Genomic DNA, 22,253 nt, shown 5'->3' on the forward strand with positions numbered 1-22,253 from the left:
TTTTGATACCCATATGGACTGCATTGTCTAAAAAGTGTTCTTCTACGAAGGTATCGCCGCCAAAGCTCGTATCATCAAGTGTACCCGAAACACCTTCATGAAAGGCTTTTTGCTTATCAATGAAGCTAATAAACATGTCCACATTACCTGCTAGTTCTTTATAAAAACTTTTAATGTTATCGGCACCTTTTCCAGTGAAGTCGTCACCGAGATCGGCAACACCTTGTAATGCCTTTTTTAAATCAACCATTTCTTCACGGAGTGCCTGATAATGTTTTGCTCTTGTATCCATGGCACTTGTTAGTGCTTTTGCATCAAGTATCTTGCCCAGAAAAAGCCACTCCCTCCATTATTGATCATAAAGTCTATTTTATCGTGACCCTCAAAATTGAAAAATAGGCTAATTGACATGAAAAATGAACTCTCTTTTTTACTGAATTAATTAGGGACTAGTGAATTTATGTATGTCAAATAAGCCAGCCTTTGGATTCTTCTTCAATTATCTATCAACATCAATATCTTCTACAATCCAATGCATCACCCTATTTTTTCTTTGCATTCAGGCGGCTTTAAAACGCAGGCAACAAAAAACCCGAACAAGCGTATACCACACTCATCCGGGTCTGCATTTTCCTTTATTACACTTCTTCGCCATTCGTTGCAATAACGTTTTGATACCAAGTAAACGAATCTTTTTTGAGTCTCTTCATTGAACCTTTGCCTTCATTGTCGCGGTCAACGTAGATCATTCCGTAGCGTTTTTTCATTTCGCCTGTTGTGAATGACACGATATCAATAATGCCCCATGGCGTGTAACCAATGAGATCAACACCGTCGTATTCGATGGCCTTTTTCAGCGCTTCGATGTGAGAAGCGAGATATTGAATTCGCTCTGGATCGTGGATGGAACCGTCTTCTTCTACTTGATCAATGGCACCAAATCCATTTTCCACAATGAATAGCGGAATTTGATAGCGATCGTAAAAACGATTCAATGTATATCTTAGACCTGTCGGGTCAATGGACCAACCCCAGTCACTTGATTTGATATAAGGGTTTTCTACACCATGCGGCAGGGCCCCGTTGACAATGTCTCCGCTGTTGTCAGAGACTGCATCACTTTTGACCGTTGTCGACATGTAGTAGCTAAAGCCAAGATAATCCACTTTCCCTTTTCTTAAGCTTTCTTCATCTCCTGCTTCAAACGGAATATGATAGCCTTCGCGTTCGAATTCTTTTAATGCATAGCTCGGATAGTAGCCGCGAACCTGAATATCAGGGAAGAAATAGCGTTGTCTCATATATTCCTCTGCAAGCATGACATCCTCTGGGTTTGAGGAATATGGATAGATTGGCACATGGGAAACCATCGCTCCAATTTGAAAATTAGGATTGATTTCTTTTCCTTTTGCGACTGCCCATGCACTTGCAAGCAATTCATGATGTCCTGCTTGATACATGATTTCTTTAGCGTTTTCGCCTTCTTTGACCGATACGCCTGAATTTGTCCAAAGGAACAATGGGTTGTTGACATCCATTTTGTTATTGATTTCATTAAACGTCATCCAGTATGTGACTTTATCCTTGTAACGATTGAAGCACACTTCCGCAAATTTTGCGAAATACTCAGCGACTTTTCTGCTACGGAAGCCGCCGTATTCCCTTGCCAGATGAAGAGGCATTTCAAAGTGCGACAGCGTAATCACAGGCTCTATTCCATGCTTGATCAGCTCATCAAATACATCATCATAGAACTGTAAGCCTGCTTCATTCGGCTCTGCTTCATCTCCCTTAGGGAAAATCCGGCTCCAGCCGATCGATGTACGCAAGCATTTTAAACCCATTTCTGCAAACATGGCGATATCTTCCTTATAACGATGGTAGAAATCGATCGCTTCATGGTTCGGATAAAATTCACCTTCTTCTATCGTCTCCGTGATTTGTCTCGGTACTCCGTGAGCACCGGCTGTCATCACATCTACAACACTTGGACCTTTTCCTGCTTCATTCCATCCACCTTCAAATTGATGTGCAGCTAATGCGCCGCCCCATAGAAAATCTTTCGGTAATGTCATTATCTATTCCCTCCTATTTCACAATTGTTATCATGACGTCCATTGACTGTATCACTACTAGTATATGTACATTATAATTATACCGGCACAATTTATCAATACATATATAATTTCATTTAACATATCAAAGAAAAATCGGTATGTGCTATAATCAAAGACAATAAATCGTGAAAACAAAGAGGAATAGCTATGTTAAAGTATCAACAAATTGCGAGCGATATTGAAAAATATATTGTCACCCATGAGCTACAGCAAGGAGACAAGCTTCCTGTACTTGAGACACTCATGAGCCAATTTGCTGTGAGCAAAAGCACCATTATCAAATCATTAGACTTACTCGAAAGAAAAGGAATTATCTATCAAGTGAGGGGCAGCGGCATCTTTGTCAGAAGACACCGACGCAAGGGCTACATCAGCCTTTTATCCAACCAAGGGTTTAAAAAAGATTTAGAGGAATTTCAACTAACATCAGAGGTTTTAACATTAGACACCGTCAAACCAACAGAAGAAGCTGCGCTTAATTTGAACATTGAACAAGAAGAGGATGTTTTCTACCTCAAACGCATTCGTTACATTAATGGACAAACGTTGTGTTTAGAAGAATCCTATTACCGGAAAACCATCATTCCCTATCTCAACACAGAAATCGCCGCCGATTCCGTTTTTAAATTCATTAGCGAAGGTCTTGGACTCAAAGTTGGCTTTTCTGACATGTACATGCAAGTAGGCAAACTGAGCGAAACCGAAGCGAAGCACCTAGGCCTCAAACAAGACGATCCCGCCCTCCGCGTCGAGACCGTCTTTCATCTCACAAACGGTCAGCCCTTCGACTTCTCGAAAATCACGTATAACTACATGCAATCCCAATTTTTTATTCAAGCGAATAATTATTATGGGTGATGAATGGAAAAAGCCCCCTGTTATATTCAGGAGGCTTTTTTACTGTTCCCTTTCAATCTTTAAACATTCCTTCCCTCTTTTTTGAAGAGAAAGGCCATCAATTGCCACATCGCCATAATAAATGTCTATGTAATCTCCTTTGCCAATTAAACCAACTGGAAAAGCATGATGTTTTTGTAGACATTTTTCAAACTCATCTGGACGAATCTCGACTTCAATTTCATGTCCAATGAACGCATACTCAAACGGAAGCGTATGATAAAGTTCCACAACACACCGTACGATGTCCTGTTGAAGATGAACGACATCATGAGAAAAAACCTCTCCCCACTTTAAACAGAGAACGAACCCTACATAACCTGTTTCTTTTTGTATGTTGATGGTCATTTCTTTTAGCTTTGAGCTTAAGCCTGACAATTCAAACTCCGTATAATAGCCTGAAAAGTCATCGTCTTTGATGATATTCTCTTTTACACTGTGTTCAATCCACGTTTCGCCGTCAGGGTCCTGACTAAACTTTACTTTGGTAATAGACATGTCTTATTGAGCTAGATAATCAGACAATTGGCGAAAAGTATTTGGTAAATGAATGGCCTCATAAAAAACGATTCCGATATTGATGAATCCGCCTATAGCTATCATGCATCCCTCGCTTTCTAATCTCGGAATACTATAAAAAGGTAAGTTCACTTCGAACCTACCTTTTTATGAAACATTATTTTCTTTCAGCCTTAAACACCTTTACCGTCTTACTACTTTCCGACATGCCTTTTCCAGTGACGGTGAAGTAGAGTTTTCCTCCCTTAGCACCTAGTTGTTTGAAAGTAACTTTCACAACCTTGCCTTTAGAAGCCGTTGATTTTCCAATAAGCTTTCCTGAAGGTTGATAGATTTTGATAACATCCTGCTTCGTTAATTTACTGACAGTGATCACATCTTTTTTCTTCTTGTTGTTCACGATGTTGATTTGATTGCTTTTTAATGCAGCAGATGGCTCGCCTTTAAAAGAAATGGCTTACTTTCCGCTTTCCAGCATCTTATCGCTGCTACGCGTGACATACACTTTACCGCTCTTAGTCCCTACTTGTTTGACGTACAATTTGATGGACGAACTGTTAGACGGTTTTGATGTGGCTAGTAATTTTCCGCTTGTTGAGTAGACTTTGATCACATCTTTTTTCTTCATCTTACTCACTGTAATAACGTCATTTTTATTTTTAAGATTGTTGATGTTGACTTGGTTCGTTTTTATTTCTCACCCTGATAACGAATTGGTACTCGATTTCCCTCTTTTAAACCAGGCTCTTTCATACTGATATAAAGCGTTCCACTTGTTTGACCCAGTTGTTTCAAGGAAATCGTCATGTTCGAGCTAGATGCAGTCTGCTGGGCAATCGCTTTTCCACCAGAAGATTGTTTAAAGACTTTGATGACCGATTGTTTTTTGATTCCTTTTATCGTCACCGTATCATTTTTCCCTTTATTGTTCGTCACCTTCACTTGGGATGCTGCAAGTGGAGATGTGACGACTTTTTTGACGGTGAAGGCTGGCAAGGCGACCTTTCTATTTCCGCTTAACAACGTGATCGTTACTTTAGACCCTTGTTGTAACTTACCCGTTTTTAATTTGAAATCTTTGCCCGGTGTAATGGAGAATGGTCCATATTTCTTTTTCACTGCTTTTGTGCTGAGCTTAGACATTGCCATTACTGTGTTATTCGATGAATTAGATTGCACCTCTACAACAGCTTGATGACCAAACGTACTGACGCCATTAATGGTATCACTTGAGTCATCGATTTCTTCCACAGAAACTTTCTGTACATCTTCCTGAGATTGATCCGTTTCATTCGGATTATCAGCCATGAACGACTTGACTGTAATTAAGTCACCACCGATTAACTTTGAGACAGGGACATCATAGACGCCATTAGAGTCTGCTTGACCTTCCCCAATGATTTTGCCTTCTCCATCTAAAATATGAATCATACTTTCAGGAGTTGCGGTCCCGCTCACTGAAGTTGAAAGCTGAGTGAATGGATCAATAGTCGGAGCTGTTGATCTAATTCGGAAGGTGGTCTCATGCAAAGCATTATCATAAGAGGGTTCCATCACTTGAAATTTACTTTGATCTAATGTTTGTATTTTGTTTTTGTCTACACTCAATTCAAAGTTGCCATCACCATCTGCAGTCATCGATTGAAGGACTTCACTTGATTTTTGATTTTTAAAGACGATCTTTGCATAAGGAATTCCCGTTTGGCCTTTCACGGATTTAGACCATTTTGTCGTAGGAATAAGTGAGATTTTCTTAGGGTTCACAATTTTTTTGTAAACGTCGATATTGCTGCCAGTCGTCATTTTCACTGTTAGGAATGTACCTGCAGTTAGGGCAGGCAGCTTTAAACGAATGGCATCATTGAATGTGCCTGAGGCAATCACTTTGCCATCTTTCATGACCTCTACTTTTGTGTTCTTCACTGTTTTTCCAGTTAACTCCTGAGAGGTATCATATATCGGATCTAATGAGCTAAAGGATTCCTTGAAAACATACACTTTGTTTGAAGAAAGCATTGTCCCATTTTGGTCATACGTATCTAACTCCAACGTTTGTCCTGAACTAAAGTTCAAAGAAAACAACTTAAAGTTTCCGTTACTATCTGCTTTTGCGTAGTGCATATATTTAGATTTCCAGTTATTCGGAACACCCCAATCTGCGAATGCAACGATTGCGTTTGGCGTTGTTTTACCTGTCAGATAATTATCACCATATTGATAACGATCAACCGTTGTTTTCGTTCCACCCTCTGTGGCACTCACATTTTCTTTTATATTGAAAGTTAACATCATCATACAGAGAATAGAAACTACTATTTTCAGGACTATTTTCATAGATATATCCTCACTTTTCCTATTAATGTTTTTATATACAAATATTATACATTTCTTCTAATATAGACACAAGAATTATTCATATGACTAAAGACTCACTAAAAACTAATTTAATAGGTACAGTGTATCTCCCTCTCTTACATGAATACATCCGATTTAAAACATCAAAAAGATTCATTTTACGAATGCATCAATCAAACTTATGATAAACGTAACAAGATTGTATAGGAGGGTTCCTTATATGAGAGACATCAGAGTGTATCATGTCGATGCGTTTACAACTGAAAAATTTGGAGGAAATGCCGCTGGTGTGGTGTTGGATGGAGAGAATGTAACTGAGGAAGAAATGCAGAGCATCGCCAAGGAGTTGAATTTACCGGAATCCGTCTTCATGCTGCCTGCACATGATGAGGAAGCCGATTATCGGGTCAAATACTTTACGCCAACAGAAGAGGTCAATTTCTGTGGGCATGCGACTGTTGGATTAACTTGGCTTTTGGCGACAGAGCTTGGGCTGGCTAAAGAGAAATCAGGGATTGTGTTAGAAACGAAGATTGGCAACGTCCCTGTTGTATGGCACAAAGAAAATGGAGAGGTCGTTGATGTGGAAATGACACAGGTGACCCCAAAGACGCGAGATTTCACTATCGACTTAGAAGAGCTTAGTGACATGCTCGGTATAAGCAGTGACCGGATTGATCCATCCTATCCTATAAAATTAGCAAACACCGGAAACTGGCATCTTCTCGTTCCGATGAAGCATCAACAGGACATTGATCAAGCCACCCCAAACTTAGCGGCTTTAGGGAGAATGAATAAAGAGCATGATATCACGACGACCCACCTTTATACGTTTCACACCTCAAAAGAATGTGATCTTTATACGAGGGATTTTGCACCTGGGATTGGGATACCCGAGGATCCTGTGACGGGGGCAGCAAACGGGGCATTAGCTGGATTTCTCTATTTGGAAGGTATCATTTCTCAGCAGGAAACCACTCACTTGAGCATTGCCCAAGGTGATGCGATCGGCAGACCTGGCATGCTTCGTATCACAGTCATTCCGAATGACTCAAAGCCGGTGATCAAAGTCGCAGGTGCAGCTGTCATCACCATTCGCGGCGTATTAACCCTATAAACCAATGAGCTTGAATGGGAGACATCTCGTTCAAGCTCATTCTACTTAAAATGATCTTTGACCGCTTCGATCCATTTCTTGGTCGATGGGGATGCTGCTTTGAAAGATTTGAACGCCATATTGATCTCACGATATACCGTCGTCTCAAGTGGAATGACTTTCGTATGAGGAATTTGTGGCGGCAAAATCAATGTCGGAATGATGGTAACTCCGAGCCCTTCTTGAACCATAGAAATGAGCGTATTGTTGTCTCCAATCTCAAACACAACATGAGGCTTCACGCCTCTTTCTTTTAATAATTTCTTGATGAGTTGGTCACAGCCCGATTTCGGCATAATGAATGGTTCATCATGTAACGAAACCACTTCCATCACGTTCCTCGTATTGAAACGATGACTCTCTTGCATGACCACCACCAATTCATCTTGAAAAAGTGGAACGGTCTCGAATTCCCTAGATGGCTGCGTTAAAAAACCAAGATCAACTGTGCCAGAAGCAATCCACTCCTCAATCTCCTCATAACCGCCTTCATATAACTCCAATTGGATATTGGGATAGCTTTCTGTAAAACGATGAATCAATTGCGGAAGCACTTTTGAAGAAAAACTGGAGAACGTCCCGATCTTGATACTCCCCACTTCCATCCCTTGAATCAACGCCGCCTCTTGCTCAAGCAATGCCGCATGATGGATGATTTGCCGAATATGCGGCATCACCCGCTCACCTGCATCAGTTAACGACAGCCCATTTCGATTACGCCGAAGCAGCACAATCCCTAATTCCGACTCAAGCTTCGCAATATTATGACTCACCCCAGACTGCGTCAGCCCAAGTTTCTCCCCGGCTTTTGTAAAACTGCCGCATTCGACGACTGTTAGAAATACTTTGTATTGGAATGTGATCAGTGTGCTCACCTCACTTATTAATTCGTCGTTGTCGACGAAGAAGATCTAGACGCTGCTTCATCAGCCTTTACACAATCAATCGCAACAACGAGCGCAATCATGATAGGCTCCCATCTCTTCTTTCAAAATATCAACCTTGTAGCTATCCCCCCAAGTAAACCATTCCTTCTTCACCTGACCAATCACTTCGCCGCTTTGCAGCACTTGGAAATTCATATCCCACCAGTTACCTTGCACTTCTACACCCGCAGCATCAATTGAATATTTTGCTTTAAAGAACGTAAACTCTTTTTTGATCGTCAATACCTCTTGACCACCAACTTCTACTAAAAACTTCGGTAAAAAGCTGAACATCTTTTTCGTAATTACGGCGATTTCGTCTCGCTCTGTATTCAGAATGGTGAATGTCTTCGGCATCTTCATAAAGCTGCCCTCTACCACATACACATCGTTCTCCTGCTGATCCTTTACCGTAAACCTGCCGCTGAGACTAAATACTTTCTGCTTCATATATAGTTGCTTCATACGTACCTCCGATTAAATTCAAACATTTATCAGTCTTTTATCTATTCTTTAATTACATCTAATTATACCAAAAAATAGAATGATCAAATAACATGTCAGAACTCATGCAAGTTATAATGGAAATATAAACAAAATTGAGAGGGGAACTCATGAAAAAAATCACGTTTTGTGATTGGACCATTCAATTACAAGCAAACTTAACGGCAATAACAGATCATCATGATAAGAAGATGGTCATTTTAGAGCCATCCATTGAATTAAACGGTGTGATCTAGATAGATGAAAACAACGAGCTACAAATCAAACCGACTTGGGATTGTGTCATTACAATTGATCCAACCAACAAATCACTGACAATCCAGCAAACAGAAGAAGTATTCGGAGATTTATACGAGTGAAAACAGGAGCATTTATGAAAAAAACTACTTTTTTTGACTGGAAAGTTCACTACCCTGAACATTTAACATCAGTCAAAGATGATACAGAAAAGAAAATGGTTTTCTAGAACAAACTGTTGAATTCAAAGGGATTATCCGTATTGATGAGAATGATGAACTGCAAATTAAGCCGACATGGGATTGTGTCATTATTATTAATGCTAAAAATATGTCTGTCACAGTTTGTGATGCAGAAGATGTTGTAGGTTTGCCGTAGAAATTTAAAAGTCTCATTTGAGATGCATAACTCAAATGAGACTTTTTTTAGCGCATTTATTTAATAACCATTTACAAAATAAGCGATCGTCTCTAACTCATCTTCCTTCAGTTCTCTGTTCACATGTGCTTGATATTCACTCACGATTCTCTGCCGATCTCCACCATAAAGATCAGTGTATTTCGCCATCACCCTAAGCTTGTCTATTTCCTGACGAAACTCCTCTTTAGTCCACGGCCTTTGGTGTGACGGAATATACGTATCGGCATCAAAAGCTTCTAACTCATCTAAAAGACGCAAAATTTCTTTCACCGTATAATGTACTTTTTCTGCATACATTTTCGGATAAATGCAATCACCAAGAAAAAGGATTTTTTCTTCTTTCACATATACGATCACTGAATCTACGGCATGATCGCCCCCAACATGTTGCACGACACAAGTGACCCCGCCAAGATCAATCTCCATCCGACGGTCAAACGTAACATCCGGTAAAACCACCTGAATATCTCGATGATCCTGATATTCTTCCTTAATGGCCTTCGCACAGAACTCAATCTCCGTTCCTTCCTTTACCCGCTCATCAATCGCTTCATCTGACCACGAAAACGGAAGAAGCTTCTCCATTTCCTTTCTTGTCTTTGCAGAAGCAATCGAAAGCGTATCAGGCAGCGCAGGCAGACCAAAAATATGATCCCAATGCCAATGCGTGAGGACCACAATATCAGGCTTGGCGTTCTCTTGTTTTAAGGTCTTTTGGATGAAATAGTTCGCATGATCTTCTGAATTGCCAGCATCGATCATTAATGTTTTGTTATTGCCTACGACTATGCCTAGGATGGGGCGGTCGGTGAGTGATACTGGTGTGATGTAGGAGAAGGTTTGGCCTATTTTTTTGATTGTGTGCATGGTGCTGCCTGCTTTCTAATATTTTTAAGTTTTATCCCCACGGAGTCGTGGTTTATAGTACGGTTATCCGTAAATATTCTAAGTGCGGTGAGAAAACCATAAGTGGCGAAGTATTTCTTATTTCTCATTTCTTATTTCTTATTTTTTTAATAAGTGTTTGGCTAACTGACGGTCTTCTTTATCCGCGCTTTGAGTTTCAAATTAGCAACAAATCTCTATATGTTAGCTAAATTAGAATTTAGTAACATTACTTATTCGAAAGACGGCTCGCCTTTCTTACACCATAATTTACCCAAATTATAAAATTTCGTTTTTTTTACATCTTATCGTGCCTCTTAGGAAGAGAAGTCACTTTTTATCTGTCTTTGAAAGATACTCCATACCTAGAACTCCTTACAACCTTTTCTTTAAATTGTATCCTATAACCACTTTTATGAGCATGGTCTTAACAACATTTTCTGATATTCAAGGTCATCAATAATCCATACAATAGTATCTTCAATTTCCATTGGACCTCGCCATATTACCAACTCCTCCATCATTGCTGGCTGTTCCTGACGGTTAGTGATTTTTATTTTTTCGCTGATATTAATAATTTCAAAAACTTGCAATTAGTCCATTTCTGCTTTTCTTTTAAATGTAATTGAGTCCAATAGCTCCCACAGAAGAACTTGTGTTTCTATAATTAATTCTTCATTAATTGTTCTCGTTACATATCTCGGCTTACGCTCTTCAATCATTTTCAATTTTATCTTCATTATACAATTTTCAGACACCAATACCCTATCCTCCTTTTAAGGCAATCCCAATAATCCACTCTGACTCTCCATTGAATACATATGTGTGAATGAAACTGGATTCGGTAACATTTTCAATACTTCCTCTGAAATAAGTTCTTCGTCTAGTTCTTCATGATACAGAAGTACCACTTCCTCTTCTATCGCTTTTAAGTCAACTCTTACTCCGAATTTCTCTTCCATAAGTTCTATCAATTGCTCGGTACCAAATATGACTTGCTTATTGTTATTAAAATATTACTAGCTCAATTTATGGAATTTATCATACGATACTAATTACCACCTTTGCTTCAGTGCAGGAAACACTGGATGGAAACTTTCCTGCCAAAATTCGCTTCTATTTGAAGAATAATTGCCCTTTTATCTAGTAAAATGGCTAAAGATGTTTATCTGTTCAATTGCTTTCTTGTTTGTTTCTACTTCTTTTCCAATCTTAATAATAACATCTTCTAATTTTACTATTGCTTCCTGAATACATTTCAAATTTTCAATATCAGACTCTTTTGTTTCAACCGCTTCCATTAATGAAAAAAATTCAGACTATCTACAATGTCATACTCCACATTAGAAAGGTTATTAACAACTTACATCTTTGTTTGATTTTGAACAATTTCATCAGCCTAACCTGTGTTTTCCATGATGACAAGTGCTTTTTTCTTGTCATTATCCCGCTCTTTCCTAATAAGATACTTATTTTTCATTTCGTCATCATATGTAACTTCTGTTTTTATCGTACTTTTTATTGTTCCCATTGTTTTTCCCCCTTTCAGATATAGCCCTTTTCTTTCAATGAAGTGGAAGTATCATCGCCAACGCTTGATTTAACTGGTGTTTTATTATTTAATTAAGTTAGAAAATAATATCGGAAGGGATCACAAAATGGGAGTAAACAGTAATACATATATTCCAGTTTCTACTGCTTCAGCAAATATTGTTGATTCATTTGTTACCCATGCTAATAAAGTAGGTAGTGGCTCTGGCGAGGCTAGACTTTATGTTTCATCTCAAAAAAATGATGAATATGGTTCCTTTTTCACTTTTGATACTCGTATTAACATTGATGGATACGCTGGGGCGCAAGGTTTATGCTTTTTTACCAAAGAAAACTTGACTAAGTATATGGAAGATATCAAAGTCTTCTATGATTTTCCTATTGCCAGCTATCGCAAAGATGTATCACTCTTATATGAAGAGCGGATAGAACTTATTGAAAAATTGGATGACATTAATACTTTTCAAATCTATAACCAAAATGGTGATTTAGATGCCGATAGATTTTATATTGGTTCAAAAAACAATTTGTGGCATTTAATGAGGAGAATATGTCTGCCGCGTCCTCTTACAGTTCTTTATATTCATAAATTAGTCAATCGTGATGACGATAGAGATGTACTATATTATTTCGAGTTATTCGTTGTTCCGAAATCTAAATCTCGTCATATAGCAAGTCGAAGACGCTCAAATGCAAAGATTTTCGAAAAGATCAAGAATGATATATCAATATCAGAAACCGAACGGAAATCCCTTGTTACTTCTCGTTTAGGTCAAGGGAAGTTTCGACAAAACACTCTTGATATAATGCCTGCTTGCCCATTTACAGGTATTACTGAAAAATCCTTGCTGCGGGCAAGCCATATTATACCATGGGCCCACTGCCTTACTAATAAGCAACGCTTAGATGGTTTTAATGGTATGGCATTAACTCCTACGTTCGATTTATTATTTGATAAAGGGCTCATTTCATTTGAAAATAATGGTAGATTAAAGATATCTCCATATTCATCAGAAAGCTTTGTCAATTGCTTGAATCTTCAAGAAGGAAATTTTTATGATATAGAAAACTCTACTGGTAATAAAAATATGTATCTTGATTACCATAGAAGACATATCTTCCTTGCATGAAAAAATTCATTAGCGTCACAAATTACGATCATGGTTTGTGACGCTAAAGTAATAAGTTAATAAAACCAAGGAGAGTGAAATTTATGGCTTTTACCCCTGTAGTTCGCTGGCGAAACTTTACTTTAGAAAATTTGAAAGCAATCCTAGACATTTATCCTGATTTATCCCTTAGCATCAAAAGGGAGAATGTTAATGGCATATTAGAAAAACAATTTCCAGGCTATACAAGGACAGCGTATCAATTTGCTTGCCAATTAGGATTAGAGGACAGAAGTGTTGATCATTTAAAAGTTCAAAATTACTTATTCACCTTTTCAAATGAAAATTTGGAAAAGTACTTAGAATTTTGGCTAAAAACATATTATTCACCAAATCCATTTGTCCAGGGAGAGGAAGACTCTGTTATTCTTTTTTTAGAAATAGGTAAGAAAATATTGGAGACAGACGCTTTGAAATTTGACTTTGATTATTTCTTCAATAAACTGTGCGGCGGCAAAAATTCGGATATTTTGTTAAATGCCATAGTTTCTCATGGAAAACCCTTAAAGAAAACGAAAATAGATGGTAAAAACTTTTTATATGTGGATGCTGCTGATCGAGCTCAACTTGAAGCCCTCTTACAAAAAATTGAAAACCTTTTTCCGATTCCGAAAAATGCAAAGGACAAGAGTTCATTTTTTGATAGATTTACCTATAAAAATTTTGCATTATTTTATGGGCTAGAGGCAGCTTTATCGAATGAAGAGGATAGTCAACAAACTGTTGTCCCAAAAGGAAGAATTCCTAGAGATCATAATAGGTTGCTAATTGGAGCTCCTGGAACAGGGAAAAGCTTTTCGTTAAAACAAGAATGTGAAGGGACATTAGATCATGTAGGATTTTTCTACCCAAAAAATACTGAGAGAGTCACTTTTTATTCTAACTATTCATATTCACAATTTGTTGGTACATATAAACCAAAGCCCGGTTTTGACTCGGATTCTGTCGTTAATTCACACTATATAACCTATGAATATGTCCCAGGTCCATTTTTAAGGTTGTTAGTAAAGGCATTGTCTGACTATCATCAAAATGGAGAAAACTGTGATAATTACGTATTAATTGTGGAAGAAATTAATCGAGCTATGAATCCAGCTGCTGTATTTGGAGATATGTTTCAACTATTGGACAGGGATGCCTTTGGAAAAGGCGAATATAAAATTTCATGTTCTGAGGAAATGCTTAGATACCTTGACAAAGAAGGTTTATCCCAACTCAAAAAATTATACTTACCGCCAAATTTCTATATTTGGGCCACCATGAACAGCGCTGATCAAGGAGTTCACCCCCTTGATTCTGCCTTTCAGCGTCGATGGAACCCCGAATATATAGATATAAACGAAAATGAAGAATTAATCGCAAAGTATGACGTATATATTAACGGCTATGGAAAGTGCAATTGGAATGAATTTAGACAAAGCTTAAACCAACGATTAATTGAACTGGATGTTAAGGAGGATAAACTTATAGGTCCGTTCTTTATAAAACCAGAGGATTTAGATGATACATCTGAAAAAGAAGGAGAAAGTAGATTTCAAAAGACCTTTAAAAATAAACTGATTCGATATCTTTCTGAGGATGTATTCAAACTTACCAAAGTAGGTATATTTGGGGAAAAGAAGCGGTACTCCCAGCTTATTTCTGAGTACAAAACCAATCAGGAAAAAATCTTCAACGGATTAAATGAAGACATTTTCACCCTAGAACCAAGATCATCACTGGCTGACCCCGAGAATCTTTAGGGGGTTCACATGAAGCCTATTTTTTTATATGAGAACAAACATTACAATATAGCTAAGTTAACCAATTCTTTCAAATCAGTAGATGTTGAGCCTTTTATAGAAGATTGCTTGAACCGGGGAATCGCTCAAAAAAAACAAAATAAAATCACTTTTCATTATGTTGGTATCATTGTTTTTCAGCAGCAACTACTACTATTCTTACCAAAATACTTACATGAACCTTTGGATTACTTCGATAAAATCACAAAAATTAAGCAAATTATTAATGTACTGAAAGTTTATAGTAAGGGGTCTGTTACAAAAGAGGAATTGGAGTTTTTTGGAGCCTTTCAACAAGGGGAGCTTTTCAATTACTTTTCGGCCCTTGATTATTTTATAAATGATTATATTGAAAACGGATTGTACAATACTGATAAAATCGATTACATTCTTAATGGCAATGGAGAAGTAGATTGGCAACAAACGATTGATTATCAATTTGCCTATCTTTCAAAAGATCAAAGTCCCTTCTATTTGGATTTGGTAACGGAAGAAGTGTTAGCTGACCAAAAACATATTATTATTGAAATTCATAAAGCAATTTTAAATGAATGCTCTGAATTTCTTAAAGTTACCGGTCTTGGTGAGCTTTTGGATTATCCATCCATCCATTTCCCAACTGAATCCAGTTGCTTAGAGAATAAGAATTTCAAATTAAAGAAAATTAAAGATGGTTTGTACCAAGATTTCAATGATCGTAATGTGACATTGCTCAATAGTATGTATCATTATATTGCTGATGAAGCATTTTCAACAGAAAGCAGAATTGTTTTTTTTGGAACGAGAAGTTTCCACTCGGTTTGGGAAAAATGCTGCGCGAGCGTTTTGGGCCATGATGAACAGATTGCAAAGAATATCGCAAAGCCATTATGGACAAATTTTATCATTAATGATGATAATAAGGACACCTTGATTCCTGATATTTTAAAAAATATATCAGTTGATGAAAAAAAGCTTCTAATGATTGTTGATGCTAAATATTATAATCTTTTCTTTGCAAACAACAAGGTTGTCCATAATCCTGGAATTCAAGATGTAATAAAACAATATATGTATGAAAAAGCATTGCATTCTTACATCGACTCTCAGAAAATTGGAGCTTGGTATAATGTTTTTTTATTCCCCAGTGCCGGTCAAATTTTAACTAAAAGTGGTGAAGTTTCAATCAGTTTTTTATCCGAGTTAAAAAATATTACCCTCATCATGTTACCCGCAGATGAAATTTTTGATAGATATATAACTTATCGAAAATGGAACATAGAGGACTGGAAATTATTTATTCATGAGACTGAGAGTCGCACAATTATTAACACGTTATGAAGTGAAATTACTAACACACTCTTTATTCAATAAGTCTCAGCTGAATCTATTGATGATTAGAAAAAAACCTAGGGGGGTCCCCTAGGTTTTAATTATAAAAAGGATAACTGTTCATGTCGTTCTTTTTCAGTTTCCTTTTCTGCATCATTTTTATTCTCTACATACTCTTTATATTCGTAGCCATCACCATCGATAATTTGTGGCAGACTAGCCGCTATACTTTCAACAATAGCCATTAAAACATCTACAACTATTGAATTGCCTGCTTGTTGATATAATTGAGTATCTGATACCACTATGCTAAAACTGTCACAGAAGCCCATTAGCCGCAAACATTCTCTCGGTGTTAACTTTCGAATTCGTCCTTCTGTTGTTACGTAATTATCGACACCGGCTCTGTGCATTTTATGCATAGTTGTAAGTAAAGGACGAGCAATTTCTAAGTCAATTTCCGGTTTAGAATAGAACCCTTTTGTTCCACTAGCCAAAACATATTTTCTAACCTTTTCAGATAAGAAATACTTTTCAAGATCTTCCATTGTCTTATTTTTGTCTTTATTCTCCTCAACAAAAACAAAATCACCATGCCAATTAAATTGTTGATTTGCCTTTTGGCACAATTGGATTTCTCCATCAATCTGTGTATATCTCTTTACTAAATTTTTTTCTTTAGTAACGAAATCAACACCCTTTTTGTTTAGATAATATTTTCCTGAAACATTATCTAATAGAAAATCCTTCATAACTTTATCTAGAGGAATTGGCGAAGGAAAATCAAAATCTTTTTTTAGCAATAGGTCTTTTCTGAAGCCAACAACAAAAATCCTTTCCCTATTTTGAGGAATTCCGTAGTTTTTAGCATTCAATATATCATCATACCATTCATAGTTTAAATCACTGAAGACTTGTTTCATGGTAGCCCAGGTGTTACCATTATCGTGATCTAATAACCCCTTTACATTCTCATATATAAAAACTTTTGGTTGAACTTCACTTATTAACCTTGCAAATTCATAAAACAACGTACCTCTTGTATCCTGAAGACCCCTTCTTTTTCCGACTAATGAAAAAGATTGACAAGGGCTGCCGCCAACAAAAAGGTCAACTTCATCATTATATTGGGTACCATCTAAAAACGATGCATTCCAATGGAAATGCTGATCTTCTATTTCATAATTCTCTTTATAACTTTGCATTACGAAATTGGATTTTTCCTTACCTTTATATAAGCTATCAACATATCTTTTTTTCTCTTCATAGGAATTTATTCTTGATAGCTCATCTAGAATTTCAACAGTAGATATTCTTTCATTTAACATATTTATTGAGTCTGTTATTTCTTTTATCATACTGTTAAGTTTTTTTGATTCTGTCATTTCTACTAAATCATCGTAACATTTAATGTAATGCTTCAATTTTACGTTCAATATATCTTCTACTGCTTCCGTATTTTTAAACTTGCTAAAATAGTCTTTAAGTTCTCGAGCAAGATAAAAATAGTGATACATTTCAACATTTTTTAGTGAAGAAAAATTCTTTATAAAACTTGGAATTTTCTTTATTTCACCAAGCTTATTACTATTGGTAAACATACTTGCCAATGCGTTTAGCAAGATTGGAGTTTTATTGATTTCTCCTCCCAAGTATTGTGAGAAATCCTTAAGTTGTTGATATAAATCAGTTATGTGTTGAAAATGTTCAATTAAACTTATAGCGTTATCATCATTAAAATGCTCATGAGTTATAGCACTGACCCTTTGATGTAATGAGTTTATTTCTATATTTATATTAACTAGATCTTTATCTATTTTTTTAGAAAAAATATCAACTCCACCATTATCACAAGCAAAGGAAACTTTATAATCTATGCCTAGCCTTTTTAATGCATGTTCTATTGCACCGATACCACTAAATACTGTTCCTAATTTTAACAATTTTTCCCCTCCCTTAATGATTCAATGGCTTGTCTTATTATATCAGATACGTAGAACTTTGTCTGGTGAAAGTTTTTGACAGAAACGTTTGTTCTTATTTTACACAACTGACATCATATAAACAAATTTTTAGTCTCTCATTCTAATGAATTAAACTAAAAAGAGAAAAGTCATTCTAATGACCTTCCTCTTAACATTTACTTACTGACTTTCAACATTTCTTATTATTGTTTCTTTTTTTAAAAAAATATTTATCCTGGGCATACCAAAATTCTACGGTTGACTATAATATATTTTCCAACATTTAAGGACTCAACATCAAAAACTCTAATATAAATTAGGCTTTCTTGTTTATTAAGTTATTGTATGAATCTAATACACCTCCACAAATAAAAATCATATTTATCCAACTTAATAAAGGTTATATAAATCATTCCCATAAGAAAGGTTTTTTTAAAAAAACTATCTCACTTATGATAAGGCTCCCCCCGCACAATCCGAAACGCCCGATAAATCTGCTCCACCAACACCAGCCTCATCAACTGATGCGGAAACGTCATTTTTGAAAACGACAGCTTCTCATTCGCGCGCTGCATCACAGCATCACTTAACCCAAGCGATCCGCCAATGACAAAACACACCTTACTTTTTCCGTATGTTGCCAGCTTATCTATTGTATCGGCTAATTCTTCGGAACTTTTCATTTTTCCTTCGATGGCGAGGGCGATGACGTGGGCGTCTGGGTTGATTTTGTTTAGGATGCGTTCGCCTTCTTTGTCTTTGATGATTTTCATGTCTTGCTCGCTGAGGTGTTCGGGCGCTTTTTCGTCCGCGAGCTCAATGATGTCGATTTTCGCATAGGCCTGTAATCGTTTTGTGTATTCGGCTATGCCTTGCTTTAAATATTTCTCTTTTAATTTTCCTACTGTGATAATTGATATATTCACAGGTCATCCCCACCTTAAGAACAAGTTATTCATATAAGTTATCAACAATTGTGGATAAAATTTGTGTATTTTGTGTCCGATCATTCGTTCCCCACTATATATATTGCAGGTTCATCGCACAATTCACAGGTTGTGGATAAACTGTGTGTATGTTCGATTTTTCTGAATTCTGGCGGTGTTTCGTGATCATCTATGTACATGTCTAATACGGTTTCTATATGTTCTGCGCAAGCATAAAGTGATTTGTTCATAAGTTTCTAATTCCTCCAATATGTTGTCTGGTTATTCACAAGTATTTCGCTCATTGTTCAATATAACCGATTTATTCACATGTTAATAGTCTTTTGCCATCTTCCACACCTTTTATCCACAAACAAAACGAAAAAGCCTCCACTTCCTGTGAAGGCTTCCTTCTATAGAAACGGATTATAAAATCTCGTTCCTCTAACAAATGTAATCACTAGCGACACGATGAGTACCACACCAACAAACAATAACGCAGCATAATCTGCTTTTTGAAAGTCTTTCGCCGTGAACCATGTTCGCTTTTTATGCTTTCCAAATCCGCGCAGCTCCATCGCATTGCTGATCGTTTCAATCCGCTCTAGGCTAGAAAAAATCAGCGGCATCACAATCGACAGCGCATTTTTAATCCGTTTTCCCAGTTTTTCATTCTTCGATAAATCGATTCCTCTTGCTTGCTGAGAAATGGCAATCGTCCGAAAATCACGCTGAATATCTGGAATATAGCGCAGAGCAATCGCTACAGCATACGAAATCCGGTAGCTGACCCCAATTCGGCTGAGCGACGAGGCGAATTCACTTGGATTTGTTGTGACGATAAACAAAAGCGCTGCTGGCATCACAGTCACGTATTTCAGTGTAATGTTCAATTGATAGAAAAGCTGTTCAAGTGTGACGTTGTACCAGCCTGCAATATGAAACAACTCATGCTTCGCTCCATAGATGGCGACACCTTGCTGAGGCGCAAAGACGTAAATGGCGATGTTGTTGATCACAAGGAATATCGCCAGGACGATCACCACGAAGGAGATATCACGAAATCGCACATTCGACAGTTGAAAGAACACGATACTGGCAACTAGCATAAACACTAAAACGCCTGTATCATACGTGAGCATCGCTGCGGATGACCAGAGGATAAAGCAAATGAGTTTGGTGGCACCTGTCAGCCGGTGAATTGGCGACGGGCGATCGATATAGGACAGCATGTCTACAGCCATGTCATTCGTTCCTTTCTGTCAACCTCAATGAAGCGATCCACGAGTTCATTTGGATTCGGCCAGTCTGCTTTCAGTGCCAGTTCATACAGCGACGTTTCCTTTAAACTCGCCTTTTGGACAAGCAGCTGATCTGTTAGCACTTTGGCCGGTGTATCATCTGCGATTTTTTCTCCATCTGAAATGACAATGGTTCTTGTCGTGTATTCGAGCATCAAATGCATATCATGTGTGATCATTAAAATCGTGACACCTTGTTTGTTTAATTGCTCTAAAAACGTCATCATTTCTGTGTAATGTCTAAAATCCTGTCCAGCGGTTGGCTCATCTAAAATGATGATTTCTGGCTCTAATACAAGAATTGATGCGATCGTGACGCGCTTTTTCTGTCCAAAACTGAGAGCAGAAATCGGCCAGTTCCGAAATGGGTATAAGCCGCATACTTTTAAGACTCGCTCCACCCGTTCCTTGATGTCTTCTTCCTTTACGCCTCTTAAAACGAGACCAAATGCGACTTCATCAAAAATCATTTGTTTAGAAATCATTTGATTTGGGTTTTGCATGACGACGCCGATTCGTTCGGAGCGCTGTTTGATGGTGTCTCCTGTGATGTCATCACCATTTAGATGAATGGTCCCTTTTGTTGGCTTTTCAAACGCGCAGAGCACCTTGGATAGTGTCGTCTTGCCTGCGCCATTGGCTCCAGCGATGCTGATCATTTCACCTTTTTTGACGGTAAAAGAGATGTTGCTCAGCGTGTTTGGTCTTGTCGGATAGTCAAAGCTCAGTTCACGTACTTCTAGTAAATCCGGCGTTTCATTCTGCTCAACTGACAGCTCAGATGCTTCCATCCACTGCTCGATTTTCTCTTTTGCCTCGTCATCTAAGGTGAGGTGCTGTAAATTAGCTAACTGATCTCCTGGTGCGACAGGAATGCCTGCATATTTCAAGGCCTTCACATATAATGGCTCGCGTAAATACGCCGCTTCCAACACATTTGAAGCGAGTAATTCATCTGGTGTCATATCAGCCGCAATCGTTCCGTCATTGACAACGATGATGCGATCGACATGACGAAAGAGGACGTCCTCTAATCGGTGCTCGACCATCACGACCGTTTTTTTCGTTTCTCTTTGCAGTCGATCGATGAGGTCGATGACTTCTTTACCCGTAGCGGGATCAAGGCTTGCAAGTGGTTCGTCAAACAGCAAAATGTCGACATCATTGACAAGTACGCCTGCAATGGCGACACGTTGTTTTTGACCGCCTGATAGCTCATGCACAGATGCTGCCAGCTTGCCGTCTACCTCTGTTAATCTTGCCGCTTCTTCTACACGGGTTTTCATCTCTTCTCGCGTGACCTGGTCATTTTCGAGTGTAAAAGCAATGTCTTCTCCAACGGTCAGCCCGATAAATTGTCCATCAGGGTCCTGTAAAACCGTTCCGACGAGCTGTGAGAGGGAGAAAATGTTCTCTTTCTCTGCATTCTTTCCGCTGATGTAAAGACTTCCTTCCATAGAACCTTTATAAGACGCAGGAACTAGCCCATTGATACAATGGGCTAGTGTGCTTTTTCCCGATCCAGACGGGCCTGCGATGAGGACTTTTTCACCTTCATAGATGGTCAGGTTGATATCTTTCAATGTCGGTTCTGACTGACTGCGATACTTGAATCCGAAATGCTCGAATTGAATCATCGGTTTCTTCATTTACGTGTTCCACCTTGCTTCATGATGTTTCTTTCGATAGGCTGCCGCTTTTGCTTCTCGTTTTCGCATAAGCTGCAATGATGATTGTTCCAAGTACACCGACTGTGATGATGTTAGAGATTCCTGCTACGATGCCTTGAACAAACACTTTGTTCGCTGGTTCTGCATAGATCACAATGTCGAGTACAGGGGCAATGACAAACCAGCCAAGTGCCTGCGCTCCTGCTTGTACGGCGTTGAAGAGCGTGATCTTTTTCCAGCCAAAGTCACCCTCCTCTACTTTTAAACGGTTTGAAATGAAGCCGATCAATAAACCAACGATACCTGAAACGATAATCCAGCTCCACCAAGGGCCAAATGTGGTGGCATCTTTAATGAGATGACCAATAAAACCAATCAGTGCGCCTGCAACAGGGCCAAATAATACAGCCATTAACGCAAGGAATGCGTACGATGTTTCAATTTGTGTATTCGGAATTCCAGTTGGAATGGAGACGAAGCGTCCTAAAATGACAAAGACGGCTGCGCCAATTCCGATGGCAACGACAGTTTTCGTTGAAAGTTGTTTACCTGCCATGATGTTGT

General features: G+C 38.0%; 22 protein-coding genes and 1 pseudogene. 6 read left to right on the plus strand and 17 right to left on the minus strand.

Features of this window, described 5'->3' with window-relative positions:
• Together C6W18_RS17755 and bglA are read right to left on the minus strand one after the other, a co-directional pair.
• On the minus strand, positions 1–292 hold a 292-nt coding region (locus C6W18_RS17755; RefSeq protein WP_262982651.1), incomplete at its 3' end, for an LXG domain-containing protein.
• Positions 293–638: 346 nt separating this feature from the next.
• On the minus strand, positions 639–2,078 hold the full coding sequence (gene bglA, locus C6W18_RS17760) for a 6-phospho-beta-glucosidase BglA (protein WP_105928441.1): 1,440 nt from the start codon (positions 2,076–2,078) through the stop codon (positions 639–641).
• A 186-nt stretch (positions 2,079–2,264) separates the two neighbouring features.
• Between bglA and C6W18_RS17765 the strand changes: the two genes are divergently transcribed.
• On the plus strand, positions 2,265–2,975 hold the full coding sequence (locus tag C6W18_RS17765) for a GntR family transcriptional regulator (RefSeq protein ID WP_105928442.1): 711 nt from the start codon (positions 2,265–2,267) through the stop codon (positions 2,973–2,975).
• A gap of 39 nt (positions 2,976–3,014) precedes the next feature.
• Here C6W18_RS17765 and C6W18_RS17770 read toward each other — a convergent pair whose 3' ends face one another.
• From C6W18_RS17770 to C6W18_RS17775, 4 genes are all read right to left on the minus strand, one after another.
• Complete coding sequence (locus C6W18_RS17770) at positions 3,015–3,512, minus strand: Imm64 family immunity protein (protein ID WP_105928443.1); 498 nt, start codon at positions 3,510–3,512, stop codon at positions 3,015–3,017.
• 178 nt (positions 3,513–3,690) lie between these two features.
• Positions 3,691–3,909, minus strand: coding sequence for a hypothetical protein (locus tag C6W18_RS20360; protein ID WP_223251737.1), 219 nt, complete (start codon positions 3,907–3,909; stop codon positions 3,691–3,693).
• Positions 3,910–3,990: 81 nt separating this feature from the next.
• Positions 3,991–4,170: a hypothetical protein gene (locus tag C6W18_RS20365; RefSeq protein WP_223251738.1), complete on the minus strand. Its 180-nt coding sequence runs from the start codon at positions 4,168–4,170 to the stop codon at positions 3,991–3,993.
• A 53-nt stretch (positions 4,171–4,223) separates the two neighbouring features.
• Entirely contained in the window at positions 4,224–5,867 is a 1,644-nt protein-coding gene (locus C6W18_RS17775) for an Ig-like domain-containing protein (RefSeq protein ID WP_223251739.1), read from the minus strand.
• A gap of 241 nt (positions 5,868–6,108) precedes the next feature.
• Between C6W18_RS17775 and C6W18_RS17780 the strand changes: the two genes are divergently transcribed.
• Entirely contained in the window at positions 6,109–7,005 is an 897-nt protein-coding gene (locus C6W18_RS17780) for a PhzF family phenazine biosynthesis protein (protein ID WP_105928444.1), read from the plus strand.
• 41 nt (positions 7,006–7,046) lie between these two features.
• Here C6W18_RS17780 and C6W18_RS17785 read toward each other — a convergent pair whose 3' ends face one another.
• Both C6W18_RS17785 and C6W18_RS17790 read right to left on the minus strand, forming a co-directional pair.
• Positions 7,047–7,919 (minus strand): LysR family transcriptional regulator, encoded by an 873-nt coding sequence (locus tag C6W18_RS17785; RefSeq protein ID WP_223251740.1) that lies wholly within the window; start codon positions 7,917–7,919, stop codon positions 7,047–7,049.
• Positions 7,920–7,927: 8 nt separating this feature from the next.
• Positions 7,928–8,435: pseudogene (locus C6W18_RS17790) on the minus strand (LURP-one-related/scramblase family protein).
• Between the two features lie 149 nt (positions 8,436–8,584).
• Between C6W18_RS17790 and C6W18_RS20490 the strand changes: the two are divergent.
• Positions 8,585–8,710, plus strand: a complete 126-nt coding sequence (locus C6W18_RS20490; protein ID WP_262982652.1) for a hypothetical protein — start codon at positions 8,585–8,587, stop codon at positions 8,708–8,710.
• A gap of 439 nt (positions 8,711–9,149) precedes the next feature.
• On the opposite strand, the gene C6W18_RS17805 is transcribed toward C6W18_RS20490, so the two are convergent.
• The 3 genes from C6W18_RS17805 to C6W18_RS20495 all read right to left on the minus strand — a co-directional run bounded on the left by C6W18_RS17805 (position 9,150) and on the right by C6W18_RS20495 (position 11,547).
• Positions 9,150–9,998, minus strand: coding sequence for an MBL fold metallo-hydrolase (locus tag C6W18_RS17805; protein ID WP_105928445.1), 849 nt, complete (start codon positions 9,996–9,998; stop codon positions 9,150–9,152).
• A 794-nt stretch (positions 9,999–10,792) separates the two neighbouring features.
• Entirely contained in the window at positions 10,793–10,990 is a 198-nt protein-coding gene (locus C6W18_RS17815) for a hypothetical protein (protein ID WP_223251741.1), read from the minus strand.
• Between the two features lie 425 nt (positions 10,991–11,415).
• Positions 11,416–11,547 (minus strand): hypothetical protein, encoded by a 132-nt coding sequence (locus C6W18_RS20495; RefSeq protein WP_262982653.1) that lies wholly within the window; start codon positions 11,545–11,547, stop codon positions 11,416–11,418.
• Between the two features lie 127 nt (positions 11,548–11,674).
• Between C6W18_RS20495 and C6W18_RS17825 the strand changes: the two genes are divergently transcribed.
• From C6W18_RS17825 to C6W18_RS17835, 3 genes are all read left to right on the plus strand, one after another.
• Positions 11,675–12,697, plus strand: a complete 1,023-nt coding sequence (locus tag C6W18_RS17825) for an HNH endonuclease (RefSeq protein WP_105928447.1) — start codon at positions 11,675–11,677, stop codon at positions 12,695–12,697.
• A gap of 83 nt (positions 12,698–12,780) precedes the next feature.
• Positions 12,781–14,478, plus strand: a complete 1,698-nt coding sequence (locus C6W18_RS17830; protein WP_105928448.1) for an AAA family ATPase — start codon at positions 12,781–12,783, stop codon at positions 14,476–14,478.
• Positions 14,479–14,487: 9 nt separating this feature from the next.
• A complete protein-coding gene (locus C6W18_RS17835; RefSeq protein WP_105928449.1) occupies positions 14,488–15,837 on the plus strand; it encodes an LlaJI family restriction endonuclease in 1,350 nt (449 codons plus the stop codon).
• A 92-nt stretch (positions 15,838–15,929) separates the two neighbouring features.
• On the opposite strand, the gene C6W18_RS17840 is transcribed toward C6W18_RS17835, so the two are convergent.
• The 6 genes from C6W18_RS17840 to C6W18_RS17865 all read right to left on the minus strand — a co-directional run bounded on the left by C6W18_RS17840 (position 15,930) and on the right by C6W18_RS17865 (position 22,245).
• The gene (locus tag C6W18_RS17840; RefSeq protein WP_105928450.1) at positions 15,930–17,771 is read right to left on the minus strand and encodes a DNA cytosine methyltransferase; all 1,842 of its coding nucleotides are present in this window, start codon (positions 17,769–17,771) and stop codon (positions 15,930–15,932) included.
• Between the two features lie 467 nt (positions 17,772–18,238).
• Entirely contained in the window at positions 18,239–18,718 is a 480-nt protein-coding gene (gene rlmH, locus C6W18_RS17845) for a 23S rRNA (pseudouridine(1915)-N(3))-methyltransferase RlmH (RefSeq protein ID WP_105928451.1), read from the minus strand.
• Positions 18,719–18,798: 80 nt separating this feature from the next.
• On the minus strand, positions 18,799–18,969 hold the full coding sequence (locus tag C6W18_RS17850) for a CxxH/CxxC protein (protein ID WP_008360116.1): 171 nt from the start codon (positions 18,967–18,969) through the stop codon (positions 18,799–18,801).
• 162 nt (positions 18,970–19,131) lie between these two features.
• A complete protein-coding gene (locus C6W18_RS17855) occupies positions 19,132–19,962 on the minus strand; it encodes an energy-coupling factor transporter transmembrane component T family protein (RefSeq protein ID WP_076821478.1) in 831 nt (276 codons plus the stop codon).
• Complete coding sequence (locus tag C6W18_RS17860; protein ID WP_105928452.1) at positions 19,953–21,668, minus strand: ABC transporter ATP-binding protein; 1,716 nt, start codon at positions 21,666–21,668, stop codon at positions 19,953–19,955. The genes C6W18_RS17855 and C6W18_RS17860 overlap by 10 nt, the downstream gene beginning before the upstream one ends.
• A gap of 19 nt (positions 21,669–21,687) precedes the next feature.
• Positions 21,688–22,245: an ECF-type riboflavin transporter substrate-binding protein gene (locus C6W18_RS17865; RefSeq protein WP_034324648.1), complete on the minus strand. Its 558-nt coding sequence runs from the start codon at positions 22,243–22,245 to the stop codon at positions 21,688–21,690.
• Between the last annotated feature and the right edge of the window lie 8 nt (positions 22,246–22,253).

This window comes from Bacillus sp. LLTC93 (assembly GCF_002993125.1).
In the GTDB taxonomy this organism is placed as follows: Bacteria; Bacillota; Bacilli; order Bacillales; family Bacillaceae; genus Bacillus; species Bacillus zhangzhouensis.

Excerpts from the sequence above, each read along its gene's own strand:
- C6W18_RS17765 (WP_105928442.1), top strand. The coding sequence starts at position 2,265 with ATGTTAAAGTATCAACAAATTGCGAGCGATATTGAAAAATATATTGTC.
- C6W18_RS17770 (WP_105928443.1), bottom strand. The coding sequence starts at position 3,512 with ATGTCTATTACCAAAGTAAAGTTTAGTCAGGACCCTGACGGCGAAACG.
- C6W18_RS17775 (WP_223251739.1), bottom strand. The coding sequence starts at position 5,867 with ATGAAAATAGTCCTGAAAATAGTAGTTTCTATTCTCTGTATGATGATG.
- C6W18_RS17780 (WP_105928444.1), top strand. The coding sequence starts at position 6,109 with ATGAGAGACATCAGAGTGTATCATGTCGATGCGTTTACAACTGAAAAA.
- C6W18_RS20490 (WP_262982652.1), top strand. The coding sequence starts at position 8,585 with ATGAAAAAAATCACGTTTTGTGATTGGACCATTCAATTACAAGCAAAC.
- C6W18_RS17805 (WP_105928445.1), bottom strand. The coding sequence starts at position 9,998 with ATGCACACAATCAAAAAAATAGGCCAAACCTTCTCCTACATCACACCA.
- C6W18_RS20495 (WP_262982653.1), bottom strand. The coding sequence starts at position 11,547 with ATGGGAACAATAAAAAGTACGATAAAAACAGAAGTTACATATGATGAC.
- C6W18_RS17825 (WP_105928447.1), top strand. The coding sequence starts at position 11,675 with ATGGGAGTAAACAGTAATACATATATTCCAGTTTCTACTGCTTCAGCA.
- C6W18_RS17830 (WP_105928448.1), top strand. The coding sequence starts at position 12,781 with ATGGCTTTTACCCCTGTAGTTCGCTGGCGAAACTTTACTTTAGAAAAT.
- C6W18_RS17835 (WP_105928449.1), top strand. The coding sequence starts at position 14,488 with ATGAAGCCTATTTTTTTATATGAGAACAAACATTACAATATAGCTAAG.
- C6W18_RS17850 (WP_008360116.1), bottom strand. The coding sequence starts at position 18,969 with ATGAACAAATCACTTTATGCTTGCGCAGAACATATAGAAACCGTATTA.
- C6W18_RS17855 (WP_076821478.1), bottom strand. The coding sequence starts at position 19,962 with ATGGCTGTAGACATGCTGTCCTATATCGATCGCCCGTCGCCAATTCAC.
- C6W18_RS17860 (WP_105928452.1), bottom strand. The coding sequence starts at position 21,668 with ATGAAGAAACCGATGATTCAATTCGAGCATTTCGGATTCAAGTATCGC.
- C6W18_RS17865 (WP_034324648.1), bottom strand. The coding sequence starts at position 22,245 with ATGGCAGGTAAACAACTTTCAACGAAAACTGTCGTTGCCATCGGAATT.